We start from the raw sequence: 15,909 nt of genomic DNA, 5'->3' as shown, positions 1-15,909 counted from the left end.
GATCCATCAGTGCGCGAGCCCGTATTTTTTGACTTTATCGAAGAGGGTGGTCTTGGCCATGCCCAGTTCCTGGCTGGCCTGGGTCAGGTTGCCGCCGCTGCGTTGCAGGGCATCGTTGAGCAGGTTGCGTTCGAACGCTTCCACCGCCTCGGAAAACCCCAGCCCCTGCGCTGCATTGCTCCCCGGCTTTTTGAACGCCGGCAGGCCCAGGGCAAAACGTTCGGCCACGTTGCGCAGTTCCCGCACATTGCCCGGCCAGTCATGACTCATCAGGCTGGACAGGGTCTGGTTATCCAGCTCCGGGGCCGCACGGTCGAAACGCAATGATGATTGCTGCAGAAAGTATTCAAACAGTTGCAGGATGTCTTCGCGGCGTTCGCGCAAAGGAGGCAGCTCAAGTGTGACCACGTTCAGGCGGTAGTACAGGTCGCTGCGAAACTGGCTGGCCTTGCTCAGTTGGTCGAGGTCGGATTTGGTCGCCGCGATAACCCGGCAGTCCACATCGATGCTCTGGTTGGAGCCCAGGCGCTCCAGAGTGCGCTCCTGCAAAACCCGCAGCAGTTTGATCTGCAGGTTGAGCGGCATGCTTTCCACTTCGTCGAGAAACAGCGTGCCGCCATGGGCGTGTTCGATTTTGCCGATGCGACGTTTGCCTGCCCCGGTAAAGGCGTTGGCTTCGTGGCCGAAAATTTCGCTTTCAAACAGGTTTTCCGGCAGACCACCGCAGTTGAGGGCGACAAACTGCTGGGGCTGGCGGCGGCTGAAGTCGTGCAGGCAGCGGGCGACCAGCTCCTTGCCGGTACCGGTTTCACCTTCAATCAGCACGTTGGCTGAAGTATCGGCGACGTTGGCTATCAGTTCGCGCAACTGCTGCATGGCCGGCGAGCGGCCGATGATGCGTCCTTCAAGTGAATCACGCTCGGCAAGCTGACGGCGCAACGACCAGACTTCCCGCGCCAGGCTGCGCTGCTCCAGCGCACGACGGGCCACATCAACCAGGCGTTCGGGGGAGAAGGGTTTCTCCATAAAGTCATAGGCACCGTCACGCATGGCGCCCACGGCCATGGAAATATCGCCATGCCCGGTAATCAATACCACCGGCAGGGTGCGGTCGCGGGCCTTGAGGTGCTTGAGCAGTTCAAGACCATCCATTCCGGGCAGGCGGATATCACTGATGACGATACCCGGGAAGTTGTCGCCTACCAGCGCCAGCGCCTGTTCGGCACTGCTGACGCCTTCGCTGCGAATATCTTCGAGCGCCAGCGCCTGCTGGCAGCCGAGCAGAACATGGGGATCGTCTTCAACAATCAGGACCGTCAGGTCGTTATTCATGGCGTGTCGGCCTTAGCAGGTTGTACCAGCGGCAAAAGAAGGACAAATGCGACACCACCGGTGACCGGGAACTCGACGCTGAGGCTGCCGCCGGCAGCAGCGGCCAGGCTGGCCGACAGGGTCAGGCCAAGGCCTAGACCCTGTTCGCCGGGTTTGGTGGTGAAGAAGGGTTCAAAGAGATGTTTGCGTGCTTCTGGCTCGATCCCGGGACCGTTATCGCGCACACACAGACGGTATTTGGCGTCGTTGGGCTCGCCCGTCAGCCACAGTTGCGGTTGTGTCGCCTGACCTTGCATGGCGTCCAGGGCATTGCCGATCAGGTTGACCAGAATTTGCTCAAGTCGGGTTTGATCAATCTTGAGCGCCACCTCCGTGAAGTCTCGATGCAGTTGCACCCCTGATTCTTCCATGCGGCTGGCGAGCAGTTGCAGGGCGGCGTCAACGGCCTTGCCCAGGCAGGCCTGGCCATGATCGTCACCGCGGCGGGCGAAGGAGCGCAGGTTAGCGGTGATGCGGCCCATTCGGTCGACCAGATTGTTGATGGTGCCGAGGTTGTCCGCGGCGACCTTGAGATCACCGCGTTCAAGAAAGCGCACGGTATTGCCCGACAGCGTGCGCAAGGCCGCCAGCGGCTGGTTCAGTTCATGGGCGATGCTGGTGGACATCTGCCCGATGGCCGCCAGCTTGCCCGCCTGTACCAGTTCATCCTGGGCGCGGCGCAGGGTGTCTTCGGCCTGGCGCCGCTCGCGTATCTGGCCTTTGAGCCGTTCGTTGCTGGCCCGCAGGTGGGTGGTGCGCTCGGTGATCTTGCGCTCCAGCTGGTTGTTGGCCTCTTGCAGGGCTTCCCGTGCAGCCAGTCGGGTGGCTATCACTTTGCGTCGCTCATTCCAGGCAATCAGCAAAAAGGCCAGCAAGGCAAATGCCACCGCCACCAGCATTCCCTGGTTCGCCGCTTCACGGCGCAGGTCTTGCAATGGCGTGAGCAGGGTGATGTCCCAGGGGGTGTCGTTAAGCCTGCGGGTTTGCGCCAGGTAGCTGACTTCCTGGTGGTCGGTCACCACATCGTTACTGCTGGCGAAGGTGACTTTTTCTACGCCTTCGGCGAGGTTTTCCCGCTCCAGCGGTTCCAGCTCGTTGAGCGGCCACCAGTAGTACTGCAGGCTGCGGGCCAGGCGCTCCTTGGTGTCGGCACTGAGCGGGTGGATGGACTTGAGCCGCCGGGTAGGGTCGCTGGACAGGATGATAATGCCGTTCTCGTCGCTGACGTAGGCTTCGAGGCGGGCGCGTTGCCAGCGCTCCTCAAGGGCTTCGAGGCGGACTTTGATCACGGCCACGCCAATGATCTTGCCCTGCTCTTCCAGGCCGTGGGCGAGGTAGTAGCCGGGTTCACCCGAGGTACTGCCAATGCCGTAGAAGCGTCCGGGCTGGCCGCGTACGGCATCCTGAAAATAGGCGCGAAATGACAGGTCCTCGCCCAGATAACTGTCGGTATCCCGCCAGTTGCTGGTAGCCATCACGCGGCCGGTGGTGTCGAGCACATAGATGGCCCGGCTGCGGCTGCGGCGGTTCAGGCCTTCGAGGTATTGGTTGACGGTGACCCGGTTCTGCACGGAGGGATCGGCGAGCAATCGCGAAACGCTGGACTCCAGCTCCAGCAGGCTGGGCAGGTAAGTGTATTTGCCCAGCTCACTTTCAACGGTACGGGCATGCAGTTCCAGTTGGCGTTCGCCGGTTTCGCTCAGGGTACGAATACCGAAGTGTTCACTGATGCGATAGCCCGCGTAGCCCAGGCCGATCGTCAACAGGATGATCAGCAGAGGCAGCAGGAAATGACGGAGCAGGCGAGGTTTCACGGCAAGTGAGGGCGGAGCACCGCGATAAAGAGTGGGGTCGCATTTCATCACAGATGCCTTGGGTCAACCACTGTGCAGTGGTTGACCGTTCACGTAGATCCACTGTGGGAGCGGGATTGCTCGCGATGGGAGCGGCGCGGTTCATCAGTTAACCAGGATCGCTGCCATCGCGAGCAAGCCCGCTCCCACCCAAGCCGGTGGGAGCTGAACGGGTGTTTAGTGCTGCAGGATCTTGGCGAGGAAGTGCTGGGCACGCTCGGAGCGGGCCGATACATCACCGAAAAACTCTTCTTTCTCACAGTCTTCGACGATTTTGCCCTGATCCATAAAGATCACCCGGTTGGCGACCTTGCGGGCAAAACCCATTTCGTGGGTCACGCACATCATGGTCATGCCTTCGTTGGCCAACTGCACCATGACGTCGAGCACTTCGTTGACCATTTCCGGGTCAAGGGCCGAGGTCGGTTCATCAAACAGCATGACGATCGGGTCCATGGCCAGGGCGCGGGCAATCGCCACACGTTGTTGTTGCCCGCCGGAAAGCTGGCCGGGGTGCTTGTGGGCATGGGCCGACAGGCCTACGCGTTCCAGAAGCTCAAGGCCTTTTTTGGTGGCTTCAGCCTTGCTGCGGCCCAATACCTTGACCTGGGCAATGGTCAGGTTTTCGGTGATGGTCATGTGCGGGAACAGTTCGAAGTGCTGGAACACCATGCCAACCCGCGAACGCAGCTTCGGCAGGTTGGTCTTCGGGTCGGCAATGGAGGTGCCGTCAACCACGATGTCGCCTTTCTGGAACGGTTCAAGGGCGTTGACGCACTTGATCAGGGTCGACTTGCCCGAGCCCGACGGGCCACAGACAACGACCACTTCGCCTTTTTTGACTTCAGTACTGCAATCGGTCAGTACCTGGAAGTCCCCGTACCACTTGTTGATGTTCTTGATCGAGATCATACGGCAAACCTTTTTTGCAGACGCTTGACCAGCAGCGAGGCGGAAAAGCTGATGATGAAATACACCAGACCGGCGAAGATCAGGAACTCATTGGAGCGGCCGATGATGTCGCCACTGGAACGCGAGGCATTGAGAAAATCCACCAGGCCAACCGTGTAGACCAGAGAGGTGTCCTGGAACAGGATAATGCTCTGTTGCAGCAGCAGCGGGGTCATTTTACGAAAGGCCTGGGGCAGGATGATCAGGCGCATGGCCTGGCCGTAGCTCATGCCCAGGGCCTTGGCTGCACCCATTTGACCCTTGGGGATGGCCTGCACGCCTGCTCGCACGATTTCGCAGAAGTAGGCTGCTTCGAACATGACGAAGGCTACCAGGCACGACTCGAACGCCCCGATCGGGGTGTCCTTGCCGGTGATCCAGCGCAGCACGAACGGCACCGCCAGGTAGAACCAGGTAATCACCAGCAGCAGCGGGATGGAACGGAAATAGTTCACGTAAGCGCCGGCCAGGTTGGCCATCCACTTGCTTGACGATAAACGCATCAGGGCCAGCACGGTGCCCAGGGCCACACCACCGACAACGCCCATGACCATCAGCTTGAGGGTCATGATCATGCCGTTCCACAGGCCCGGCAGGGCGGGGACAATCCCGCTGAAATCGAAGAAGTCCATTATTTGCCCCCCAGAGACATGAGACCGGGTACGGCTACTTTTTTCTCGATCAGGCGCATCAACAGCATCAGGCTCATGTTCAGGGTGAAGTAGATCAACGTGGCCAGGGTGAAGGCTTCAAACAGGTTGGCGGAAAACTCGGCCGTCTGTTTGGTTTGCGCCAGCAGTTCCATCAAACCGATCAGCGAGGCCACGGACGAGTTCTTGAACACGTTGAGGAATTCGGAGGTGAGCGGTGGAATGATGATCCGGTAGGCCTGTGGCAGCAGCACGTTCCAGTAGATCTGCGCCATGCTGAAACCCATGGCGCGGGCCGCTGCTTCCTGGCCCCGTGGCAGGGCTTCGATACCGGTACGTACCTGTTCGCAAACACGTGCGGCGGTAAACAGGCCCAGACACACGACAACGCTCAGATAAGCCGAAGTGGTCGGGTTGAGGTCCTGCTTGTACCATTCCTGCAGGTTGGGTGGCAGCAGATCGGGCACCAGGAAGTACCAGATAAACAGCTGCACCAGCAGCGGAACGTTACGGAAGATTTCTACGTATACCGTGGCAATGCCCGCGATAAAGCGGTTCGGCAGGGTGCGCATCACGCCCAGCAGCGAACCCAGGATCAGCGCGACAATCCAGGCGACAACAGCGATAGCGATGGTCCAGCCCAGGCCGGAAATAAACCAGTCGAGATATGTCTCGCTGCCTACGCCGGTGGACTTGAAGAACACGCTCCAGTCCCAATTGTAATTCATGCAGGGTCTCCCCTCAGATGGGTCTATAAACAAGCACTTGCTTCAGGGAATCCGTTCTCACCCGGCAGGGTCGCCGGGCACACTTAACCCGCTCGATAACCGGCGGGTCGAGTGCTCTCTAATGCAATAAGAAGCTTAGTCCAAAGGTGGTCGACACCCCCGGGCGCAATGGCTTGCGCCCGGGGGTTTCAGCCGGCTGAAATCAGGATTTCTTTTCTTCAGCCGGTTTGTCGTCTGCTGCCTTGTCGGTAGGGGTGGCAATCAACGCTTTGAGCTCATCGCTCATCGGGAACATCAGGTTCAGGCCTTTTGGTGGAATCGGCGACTCGAACCAGGTTTTGTAGGTGTCGTTGATCTTGCCCGACTTGTAGTAGGCAACGATGGCGTCATCCACGGCCTTTTTGAATTCCGGATCGCCTTTACGCAGCATGCAGCCGTAGATTTCGTAAGACTGTGGAGTGCCGGTCACGGCCCAGTCTGTAGGCTTCTTGGCTTTGGCCATTTCACCGGCCAGCAGGGCGTCGTCCATCATGAAAGCAACAGCACGGCCCGACTCCAGCATGTTGAAGGCTTCGCCGTGGTCTTTTGCCGAGATCACGTTCATGCCCATCTGCTTGTCGGCGTTCATCGCCTTGAGGATGCGCTCGGAGGTGGTACCAGCAGTGGTCACGACGTTTTTGCCTTTCAGGTCAGCGAAGTCCTTGTAAGGCGAGTCCTTTTTGGACAGCAGGCGCGTACCGATTTCGAAGATGCCGACCGAGAAGTCGACCTGCTGTTGGCGTTCAACGTTGTTGGTGGTGGAACCACACTCAACGTCAACGGTGCCGTTCTGCACCAGCGGGATACGGGTCTGGGAGGTAACGAGGTTGTACTTGACCTTCAGGTCCGGCATGTCGAGCTGTTTTTTCAGCCCTTCAACGATAGCCAGTTGCACATCATGGGAGTAGCCAACCGGTTTGCCGGAAGCGTCCGCGATGTAGGAGAACGGAATGGAGGAGTCACGATGCCCAAGGGTGATGGTGCCGGATTCTTTGATTTTCTTCAGTGTGCCGGTCAATTCGGCTGCAAAAACTGGAGTGCTAATCAGAGCTGCAGCAATTGCTGCGCCCAAAAGTTGCGGAACGATGCGCATCGATGTTTCCTCGACATTGTTTTTTTTATTGAGCCTGTTTGCAGGCCCTTTTTTACTCAGAACGTCTCAACAGGCTAAACGCTCTGTTTAAGCATTCGGCTTAGAGTGTAGAGCATGAGTCGTGCCAGCCCTGGCATTAAAGCCTAACCTGCTGATTTATAACTAATTAAAGTTTTATGTCGGGACTTCGGTGGCATGCAGATGCCCGGAAAGCCGAATCATTGGGGGGGAGTGCGTTCGGAAAACCGAATGAAAGGCAGGCAGTGCGGGGGGGAGGAGCGAAGGCCCGTGCAAGCGGACTCGCTCCCACGGGCCATCTAAACGCGAATTAAGCGGCCTGAACCTTGCGGTGTTTCAGGCCAAGGGTGGTCATGTACTGGCTCAGGTGGGCCTGTTCCTCGGCCGTGGTGAACAACCCAAGCTTGGTGCGGCGCCACAGGATGTCCTGTGCCTCCAGTGCCCATTCCTGGTTGCACAGGTAATCAACCTCACGGCTGTAAAGGCCGCTGCCGATATGCTCGCCCATGTCGCTCAGGCCTTGTGCACCTTCGAGCAAGCTCCAGGAGCGGTTGCCATAGGTGATTGCCCAGCGCTTGGCAATTGCGGCATCCAGCCAGCTGTATTTGCTGACCAGGGCCTCGCTCAGGGCTTTTGGCGTGGTCATGCCTTCGCCGCCGGGTAATGTCGCGCTGGCGGTCCAGCTCGGCTTGATCTGGGTGAAGTAGGGTGTCAGCTGTGCCATGGCCGATTCGGCCAGCTTGCGATAGGTGGTCAGTTTGCCGCCAAATACCGATAGAAGCGGGGCTTCGCCCGCTGCGCCAGACAATGCCAGGGTGTAGTCGCGGGTCACGGCCGAAGGGTTGTCGGACTCGTCATTGCACAGCGGGCGCACGCCGGAGTAGGTGCGCAGAATGTCGCTGCGGCTCACTTGCTGCTTGAAGTGGGCGTTGACCACATTAAGCAGGTAGTCGGTTTCTTCTTCGGTAATGCTGACCTTGGCCGGATCGCCGGTGTATTCGCGGTCAGTGGTGCCGATGATGGTGAACTGGTCCATGTACGGAATGGTGAACACAATCCGCTGGTCTTCGTTCTGCAGGATGAAGGCATTTGGCGCGTCATACAGCTTGGGCACAATCAGGTGGCTACCCTGGATCAGGCGGATGCCGTAAGGCGAGTCCAGCTTGAGGTCGTCCTTGATGAATTTGGCGACCCAGGGGCCGGCGGCATTGACCAGGGCCTTGCTGCGGATCGAAAACAGGCTGCCATCTGCACGTTCCAGGTTCAACTCCCACAAACCCTTGTTACGGCGCGCGCCGACGCAACGGGTCTGGGTGTGAACATGGGCGCCTTTTTCCCGCGCGGCCATGGCGTTGAGCACTACCAGGCGCGCGTCATCGACCCAGCAATCGGAGTATTCAAAACCTTTGGTGATTTCTGCTTTAAGGGGGCTGTTGGCACCGAACTTGAGGCTGGTTGAACCAGCCAGCTTTTCACGCTTGCCCAAATGGTCATACAGGAACAGGCCGGCACGGATCATCCACGCCGGGCGCAGGTGCGGTCGGTGCGGCAATACGAAACGCATCGGTTTAACGATATGCGGGGCTTTGGCCAGCAGCACTTCGCGTTCGGCCAGCGCTTCGCGCACCAGGCGGAACTCGTAATGTTCGAGGTAGCGCAGGCCACCGTGGATCAGCTTGCTGCTGGCAGAGGACGTGTGGCTGGCCAGATCGTCCTTTTCGCAAAGGAACACCGAGAGGCCGCGCCCGGCTGCATCTGCCGCAATCCCGACACCATTGATTCCACCACCAATAACGGCGACGTCGTAAACCTCAGCGAGGGGAGTGGCAGGCAAGGTGGTCAGGGGCATGGGTTGGCCTCGCGTTCTTTACGCATATTTGAATTCGAACATTAATGTTCATTTGCGAAAATATTAGCGGATAAAGGCGCGGGCAGCCAGCACCCTTCGATTGAAAAAACTCATCGAAGGGCGTCGAAAGGAAGAATTTCGAACATTTTAGTGTAGGGCAATGATTCTGCGGGAGCAGGCATTGCTCGCAATGCAGGCGCTGCGGCTCACCTGTCAGGTTGCGGTGATGCCATCGCGAGCAAGCCCGCCCCACAGCATCTGAACCCGCATCACTATCTGAGTGCGGTTACACCACTTCCAGACGAATTTTGTTCTGGGCCAGCAGTTGCGCCAGCTCCGGCACGGGCGGCTGGTCGGTGACCAGGCAATCGATCAAGGTGATCGGGCCCAAGCGGACCATTGCATTGCGGCCGAACTTGCTGGAGTCCGCTGCCAGGATAGTTTGTCGGGCATTGGCGATAATCGCCTGGGATACGCGTACTTCCTGATAGTCAAAGTCCAGCAAGCTGCCGTCAGAATCGATACCGCTGATACCAACCAAGGCGAAGTCGAACTTGAACTGGTTGATAAAGTCGACGCTGGCCTGACCGACGATGCCACCATCGCGGCGCACATTGCCGCCGGCGATCAGTACTTCGAAGTCGTCTTTTGCGCTCAGGATCGACGCAACATGCAGGTTGTTGGTGATGATTTTCAGGTGATTGTGGTTGAGCAGCGCCCGGGCAATCGACTCGGTGGTGGTGCCGATATTGATGAAAATCGAGGCGTGATCGGGAATCTGGGCGGCAATGGCTTCGCCAATGCGGCGCTTTTCATCGCGCATCTGGTCGGCCCGCATGGCGTAGGCGGTGTTCTCTACACTGGAGTCATAGGCGGCGCCACCGTGGTAGCGGCGCAACAGGTCGGCTTCTGCCAACTGGTTGATGTCACGGCGAATGGTCTGCGGCGTGACGACGAACAACTGAGCCATTTCCTCGATGCTGACATAACCGCGCTCGCGTACGAGTTCGAGGATCTGCTGTTGGCGTGGAGGCAGATTCATGGAGTTTCCTTTGGGCGGCGAAGCAAATTCACCCATGATGCCGCAGGAAAGCGTCGTCTGCTACTCGCAGGTGCCTCAAGCAACTGCGGGCGCCATAGGCGCCCGCAGATGTAATTGCCCGTACTTAGTTGCTTTCTTCGTGAGGTTCCCAGTCGCGGGTACGGCTTACGGCTTTTTTCCAGCCGGCATAGAGCTTCTCTTTGCAGCTTTCGTCCAGTGCAGGTTCGAACTCGCGCTCGATCACCGCCTTGCCGCGCAGTTCATCCAGGCTGCCCCAGAAGCCGCAAGCCAGACCCGCCAGGTAGGCAGCGCCCAAGGCCGTGGTTTCACGCATTTGCGGGCGTTCAACCTGGGTGCCGAGGATGTCTGCCTGAAACTGCATCAGGAAGTTGTTGGCTACGGCACCACCGTCTACACGCAGGGCTTTGAGGCGTTCGCCGGAGTCCTGTTGCATAGCGTCCAGTACGTCCCGTGTCTGGTAGGCAATCGACTCCAGCGCAGCACGAATGATGTGGTCTACGCGTACACCGCGAGTAAGGCCGAACAGTGCGCCACGGGCATACGGGTCCCAGTAGGGGGCACCGAGGCCGGTGAAGGCAGGCACCAGATACACGCCATTGCTGTCTTTGACTTTATTGGCGAAGTATTCGGTGTCGTGGGCGTCGTTGATGATCTTCAGTTCGTCACGCAGCCATTGCACGGTGGAACCACCGTTGAACACGGCGCCTTCCAGGGCGTAGGCCACTTCGCCGCGGGGGCCGCAGGCGATGGTGGTCAGCATGCCGTGGGTCGACTTCACGGCGTTGGCGCCGGTGTTCATCAGCAGGAAGCAGCCGGTGCCGTAGGTGTTCTTGGCCTGGCCGGGCTCGACGCACATCTGGCCAAACAGCGCGGCCTGTTGGTCGCCGGCAATGCCGCCGATGGCGATACCGCTTTTGGTGCGGCCGTAGATTTCTGAAGACGACTTCACTTCAGGCAACATTTCGCGCGGGATATCCAGCACCTCCAGCATCTTGGCATCCCACTCCAGAGTGTGGATGTTAAAGAGCATGGTGCGCGAGGCGTTGGTGTAATCGGTAACGTGGGTTTTGCCGCCGGTAAATTTCCAGATCAGCCAGCTGTCGATGGTGCCAAACAGCAGTTCGCCTTTGCGCGCCCGTTCGCGGCTGCCTTCGACGTTGTCGAGGATCCACTTCAGTTTGGTGCCGGAGAAGTACGGGTCGGTCACCAGGCCGGTGGTGTCGCTGATGTATTGCTCGTGACCGTCGCGTTTGAGCTGCTCGCAGATCTCGGTGCTGCGACGGCATTGCCAGACGATGGCGTTGTAGATCGGGCGGCCGCTTTCTTTGTCCCAGACCACCGTGGTTTCGCGCTGGTTAGTAATGCCGATGGCGGCAACCTGGTCATGATGCAGGCCGGCCTGGGCCAGGGCCTCAACCATCACGGCGCTCTGGGTGGCAAAAATCTCCATCGGGTCGTGTTCGACCCAGCCCGGTTGCGGGTAATGCTGTTGGAACTCACGTTGTGCTGTGCACACCACGTTGGCGTCACGATCGAAGATGATCGCTCGCGAACTGGTGGTGCCTTGGTCCAGCGCAATGATGTAGTTCTTATTCTGAGTGTCGGTCATTTGTTAGTGCCTTGCAGAATGAGGGAGGTTGCGGGCGCGAGACAGGTAACGGGCAGTAGGTCTCGTGCGCCCCGTTTCATCAGTCGGTATCAGGATGCCTGGGTCTTTGCAGGCGCAGCGGCTTGGGTAACCGCATCTGCCGGGGCAATGTCAGGCAAGTGCCGGGCAATCATCCCGCGATAAATGGCAGCGCCCAGACAGGCACCTACGATGGGTGCAAAAATGGGAATCAGGAAATACGGGATATCGCGCCCGCCGGTGAACGAGACGTCCCCCCAGCCAGCGAAGAAAGTCATCAGCTTGGGCCCGAAATCACGCGCAGGGTTCATCGCAAAACCGGTCAATGGGCCCATCGAGCTGCCAATGACGGCGATCAGCAAGCCGATCAGCAGGGGGGCCAATGGGCCACGGGGCAAGCCGTTTTTGTCGTCGGTCAGGGCCATGATTACGCCCATAAGGATAGCGGTTATCACAAGCTCGACGAGGAAGGCCTGCAGCGTTGTCAGCGAAGGGTGCGGGTAGGTCGAGAATACCGAGGCCAATTCCAGGCTGGCCTGGCTGCCACGTACCATCTGGTGGGCTTGTTCGTAATCGAAGAACAGGTTGCTGTAGAGCGTGTAAACCAACGCCGCTGCGCAAAAGGCCCCTGCGATCTGGGCGAGGATATAGAAAGGCAGTTTACGTTTTTCAAAATCGGTGAACAGGCACAGCGCAATGCTGACCGCCGGGTTCAGGTGTGCGCCGGAAACGCCGGCCGTCAGATAAATCGCCATGCTGACTCCAATGCCCCAGATGATGCTGATTTCCCATAGGCCAAAACTTGCGCCCGCGACCTTGAGAGCCGCAACACAGCCGGTACCGAAGAATATCAAAAGTGCGGTGCCGAGAAACTCGGCCAGGCACTGGCCTGAAAGTGTGGGGTGCTGCGATGCAGTCGACATGTAAAACCTCGTTATTGTTGTTTTTTGACGTCGTCAATCAGGGTGGCAGTGCGCCTGAGCCTGGACCGGGAACTGCGTATTTGTGTTTTACGCTGTCAGGCTGAGTCGTGTGAGTATATTCAGATTCGAAAAAATATAGACAAGAAACACTGCTGTCAAAGGTCGAAAGTGAACGGGTATTCACATTCTGACTTCAGATGAGTGCTTTGGTATTGGTTTTTATGTAAACAAAGACTACGAATTGAGAGGGGTAAAGGTAACTTTTTAGCTACATGCAGGGTCTGTAACCTCGGTTTCAGCGCCTTTTTACGGGGTAATAGCCTAAAATCGGCCATCGTATTTCTTTCTCCTCTGCAAAACTGGAGCTGTCATGACGCCTGCACTGGACCTGCTGAAAAAAGTTCGCGCCGAACATCGGGTACACAGCTATGAACACGACCCCAAGGCGGCATCCTACGGCCTGGAGGCCGCAGAAAAGCTTGGCCTGGAGCCTGCGCAAGTGTTCAAGACGCTGTTGGCCAGCAGTGAAAAGGGCGAGTTGCTGGTTGCCGTCGTACCGGTCGTCGGAAGTCTTGATTTGAAAGCGCTGGCTCAGGCAGCGGGGGTGAAAAAAGTCGAAATGGCGGACCCGGCGGCGGCTCAACGCTCCACAGGTTATCTGCTTGGCGGGATCAGCCCGTTGGGGCAAAAGAAGCGCCTGCGTACTTTTATTGATAAAAGTGCCGAGGGTTTTTCGACTATTTTTGTCAGCGCCGGACGACGCGGGCTGGAGGTGGAACTGGCGCCTGCGGTGCTGGCAGAGCACACGCAAGCGAAGTTCGCAGAAGTAGGCAGGGCGTAAGCGCTGCCACAGGTTTTTAGTGCGCTGTGCTGAAACGCCTTACACCTGATTCGGATTGCGGGATTTGCGCCGCTATGCTGCCGCTGGTTTGAAACATCACCAGGTGTTCGGCGGCAACGCGAATGCCCACTTCAGCGCCAGGCAAGTGGTCGGCATGACTCGGGAAGATCGACTCCAGCTGGCTGCCTGTCGGCAGTTGCAGGCGATAAAGGGTCGATGCGCCGAGGAATGTCTTGCCGATGATCCGCGCCTTCAAATCGCTGTCCGGTGCGTAGACGATATCGTCCGGGCGCAGCAATACATCCACTGCACCGCCCGTTGGCCAGGTATACGCACGGTTGCCACGCAAGACACCCAGCTCGGTTTGTACCGATTCAGGTGTCAGCAACTGGCCGCGAATAAAGTAGCCCTGACCGATAAAGCTCGCCACAAAGGGCGTCTGAGGTTCGTGGTAGAGGTTGTAAGGAGTGTCCCACTGTTCAAGGCGGCCTTCCTTGAACACGCCAACATGATCGCTGACAGCGAAGGCTTCTTCCTGATCGTGTGTCACCAAAATCGCACTTGTACCACGGGCTTTCAGGATATCGCGCACTTCGTGGCTGAGCTTGCGGCGCAGCTCGCCATCCAGGTTGGAGAATGGCTCATCCAGCAACAGCAGTTGCGGCTCGGGTGCCAGGGCGCGGGCCAGGGCAACGCGTTGCTGCTGACCACCTGATAACTCGTGCGCAAAGCGTTTGCCCAGGTTTTTAAGGTTGACCAGCTCAAGCAGCTCTTCGGTCACACGGTCTTTGTTCGGGTGCTTGCGAATGCCGAAGGCAATGTTGTCGGCCACGCTCAGGTGCGGGAACAGGGCGTAGTCCTGAAACACCATACCAATACGACGTTTCTCGGGTGCCAAGGTGAAGCCGGCGCTGGAGATCACTTCGCCTGCCAGCCTGATTTCACCCTGGTGTACCGGTTCGAACCCGGCAATAGCACGCAATGTCGTGGTTTTGCCGCACCCCGAAGAGCCCAGCAAGCAGCCGATATCACCGGCATTGAGATGCAGGTTGAGGTTTTGCACCACGCTCTGGCCCTGATACCCACAGGCCAGATCACGAAGGTTTAGCAATAGCGGCTGACTCATGCGGATTGGTACGCCGGTTGGACAAGGAATTCGAGCAGCGCTTTTTGCGCATGCAGGCGGTTTTCGGCCTGATCCCAGGCCACGGAGCGAGGGTCGTCCAGCAGGTCGACGCTGATCTCTTCGCCGCGATGAGCAGGCAGGCAGTGCATGAACAGCACGTCATCGGCCGCCAGGTCGAGCAGGGCACGGTTGACCTGATACGGGGCAAACAGTTCGAGGCGCTTGGCCGTTTCGTCTTCCTGACCCATTGATGTCCATACGTCGGTGCTCACCAGGTGGGCGCCAATCACGGCATCACGCGGGTCGCGAACGATGGTAACGCGTTCGCCTGCCAGCGCCACGAACTCGGGGTTTGGTTCATAGCCTTCGGGGCAGGCAACACGCAGGTTGAAGTCAAACTGGATAGCCGCTTCTATATAGCTGTTGCACATGTTGTTGCCGTCACCAATCCAGGCCACGGTCTTGCCCTTGATCGATCCGCGATGCTCAAGGAAGGTCTGCATGTCAGCCAGCAACTGGCATGGGTGCAGGTCGTCCGACAGGCCATTGATAACCGGTACGCGGGAATTGGCCGCAAACTCGGTCAGGGTGCTGTGGGCGAAGGTGCGGATCATGACGGCGTCAAGCATGCGTGACATGACGATGGCGCAGTCGCCTATCGGTTCGCCACGACCCAGTTGGGTATCTCGTGGTGACAGAAAAATGGCCTGGCCACCGAGCTGGATCATGCCAGCTTCAAATGACAGGCGGGTGCGGGTCGATGATTTTTCGAAAATCATGCCCAGTACGCGACCTTTCAAGGGTTCGAACAGAACGCTGCGCTGGCGCAGGTCCTTAAGCTCGATGCCGCGGCGAATCACGCTGACTAGCTCTTCGGGAGTGCAATCCATCAGGGAGAGAAAGTGCCTTGCGCTCATCATTAACTACCTTTTTTTGCAACGATCGCAGATGCTCAAGGCCGGGGTTTTCGGAAAAACGGGCGAGACCTGCGGCGAAAGCCGCACGGGGCGACGAAATAGGGGAAGGCGCGATCTTATAAGGAAATGTCGCGTCTTGCCAATAAGGGTCATATGTATAGAGGTTTGAGCGGGTCTTGCGCTGCATGAGCCACATCAGGCGGTTTGCCTCACCTCAGCTGCCCATTTGTACACTGCCGTGGCGTAGCTTGGCAATTGCGAGGGGGGGCGAGGTCGTCGTATTTGTCATCGCTGGCGAGGAGCGACGGCTGCGATGGCGTTGGCAGCATTCCTGTCATGAGGCGGGCTTTAACTGCTCGCAGCCATCGTTTCTCGGCAGGGACAACAAGCTTTGTGGAGGGAGCAGGGGCATACTATTGTCTGTCGGGGAGACCGAGCGTCGCGCTCGGCTTTCCGTTACAATGCGCCACCGTGCCGACATCTGCGTCGGAAAGTTCAGCCGAGGTGCTCCATGGATATCATCGAAACTATTAAAGACCAGATTGCCAACAACACCATTCTGCTCTACATGAAAGGCTCCCCGAATGCCCCGCAGTGCGGCTTTTCGGCTAAAGCTGCTCAGGCAGTCATGGGGTGTGGCGAGAAGTTCGCTTACGTGGACATCCTCCAGAATCCTGAAATTCGTGCCAATCTGCCAAAGTACGCCAACTGGCCAACTTTCCCGCAATTGTGGGTAGGTGGCGAGCTGGTTGGCGGTAGCGACATCATGGCTGAAATGGCCGCTGATGGTTCTTTGCAGGCTTTGATCAAAGAAGCTGTCGAGAAAGCCGCAGCAAACAAGACTGAAGCCTGATATCAGT

The 15,909-nt window shown here is 58.3% G+C and carries 14 protein-coding genes; 2 read left to right on the top strand and 12 right to left on the bottom strand.

Features of this window, described 5'->3' with window-relative positions; translation table 11 throughout:
• Positions 1-6: 6 nt before the first annotated feature.
• The 10 genes from QN377_RS04030 to QN377_RS03985 all read right to left on the bottom strand — a co-directional run bounded on the left by QN377_RS04030 (position 7) and on the right by QN377_RS03985 (position 12,165).
• Positions 7-1,332: a sigma-54-dependent transcriptional regulator gene (locus QN377_RS04030; RefSeq protein ID WP_095001411.1), complete on the bottom strand. Its 1,326-nt coding sequence runs from the start codon at positions 1,330-1,332 to the stop codon at positions 7-9.
• Entirely contained in the window at positions 1,329-3,233 is a 1,905-nt protein-coding gene (locus tag QN377_RS04025; RefSeq protein WP_095001410.1) for a sensor histidine kinase, read from the bottom strand. Before QN377_RS04025 ends, QN377_RS04030 begins: the two co-directional genes overlap by 4 nt.
• A gap of 168 nt (positions 3,234-3,401) precedes the next feature.
• Positions 3,402-4,136: an amino acid ABC transporter ATP-binding protein gene (locus tag QN377_RS04020; RefSeq protein ID WP_016779681.1), complete on the bottom strand. Its 735-nt coding sequence runs from the start codon at positions 4,134-4,136 to the stop codon at positions 3,402-3,404.
• Positions 4,133-4,807, bottom strand: a complete 675-nt coding sequence (locus QN377_RS04015) for an amino acid ABC transporter permease (RefSeq protein WP_019823564.1) — start codon at positions 4,805-4,807, stop codon at positions 4,133-4,135. The genes QN377_RS04020 and QN377_RS04015 overlap by 4 nt, the downstream gene beginning before the upstream one ends.
• Positions 4,807-5,553, bottom strand: a complete 747-nt coding sequence (locus QN377_RS04010; protein WP_016779683.1) for an amino acid ABC transporter permease — start codon at positions 5,551-5,553, stop codon at positions 4,807-4,809. Before QN377_RS04010 ends, QN377_RS04015 begins: the two co-directional genes overlap by 1 nt.
• Before the next feature lie 202 nt (positions 5,554-5,755).
• Entirely contained in the window at positions 5,756-6,685 is a 930-nt protein-coding gene (locus QN377_RS04005) for a glutamate/aspartate ABC transporter substrate-binding protein (RefSeq protein WP_095001409.1), read from the bottom strand.
• A gap of 328 nt (positions 6,686-7,013) precedes the next feature.
• Positions 7,014-8,552, bottom strand: a complete 1,539-nt coding sequence (gene glpD / locus QN377_RS04000; RefSeq protein ID WP_095001408.1) for a glycerol-3-phosphate dehydrogenase — start codon at positions 8,550-8,552, stop codon at positions 7,014-7,016.
• Between the two features lie 286 nt (positions 8,553-8,838).
• The gene (locus QN377_RS03995) at positions 8,839-9,594 is read right to left on the bottom strand and encodes a DeoR family transcriptional regulator (protein WP_019823558.1); all 756 of its coding nucleotides are present in this window, start codon (positions 9,592-9,594) and stop codon (positions 8,839-8,841) included.
• Positions 9,595-9,718: 124 nt separating this feature from the next.
• Positions 9,719-11,224 (bottom strand): glycerol kinase GlpK, encoded by a 1,506-nt coding sequence (glpK, locus tag QN377_RS03990; RefSeq protein WP_095001407.1) that lies wholly within the window; start codon positions 11,222-11,224, stop codon positions 9,719-9,721.
• Positions 11,225-11,313: 89 nt separating this feature from the next.
• Positions 11,314-12,165, bottom strand: coding sequence for an MIP/aquaporin family protein (locus QN377_RS03985; protein WP_095001406.1), 852 nt, complete (start codon positions 12,163-12,165; stop codon positions 11,314-11,316).
• Between the two features lie 370 nt (positions 12,166-12,535).
• Between QN377_RS03985 and ybaK the strand changes: the two genes are divergently transcribed.
• Positions 12,536-13,006: a Cys-tRNA(Pro) deacylase gene (gene ybaK / locus QN377_RS03980; RefSeq protein ID WP_095001405.1), complete on the top strand. Its 471-nt coding sequence runs from the start codon at positions 12,536-12,538 to the stop codon at positions 13,004-13,006.
• Positions 13,007-13,022: 16 nt separating this feature from the next.
• Here the strand turns inward: ybaK and QN377_RS03975 are convergent, their stop codons facing one another.
• Together QN377_RS03975 and argF are read right to left on the bottom strand one after the other, a co-directional pair.
• Positions 13,023-14,132, bottom strand: a complete 1,110-nt coding sequence (locus QN377_RS03975; RefSeq protein ID WP_095001404.1) for an ABC transporter ATP-binding protein — start codon at positions 14,130-14,132, stop codon at positions 13,023-13,025.
• Positions 14,129-15,049 (bottom strand): ornithine carbamoyltransferase, encoded by a 921-nt coding sequence (argF, locus tag QN377_RS03970; RefSeq protein ID WP_095019465.1) that lies wholly within the window; start codon positions 15,047-15,049, stop codon positions 14,129-14,131. The genes QN377_RS03975 and argF overlap by 4 nt, the downstream gene beginning before the upstream one ends.
• A 511-nt stretch (positions 15,050-15,560) precedes the next feature.
• Here argF and grxD point away from each other — a divergent pair.
• Entirely contained in the window at positions 15,561-15,902 is a 342-nt protein-coding gene (gene grxD / locus QN377_RS03965) for a Grx4 family monothiol glutaredoxin (RefSeq protein WP_016779691.1), read from the top strand.
• The last annotated feature ends 7 nt before the right edge of the window (positions 15,903-15,909 follow it).

Origin of the sequence: Pseudomonas sp. CCC4.1 (assembly GCF_035019225.1) — a bacterium.
Classification (GTDB): Bacteria; Pseudomonadota; Gammaproteobacteria; order Pseudomonadales; family Pseudomonadaceae; genus Aquipseudomonas; species Aquipseudomonas bubulae.
Note: the sequence above shows the minus strand (reverse complement) of the source record. Positions and strands in the feature narration are given on the sequence as shown.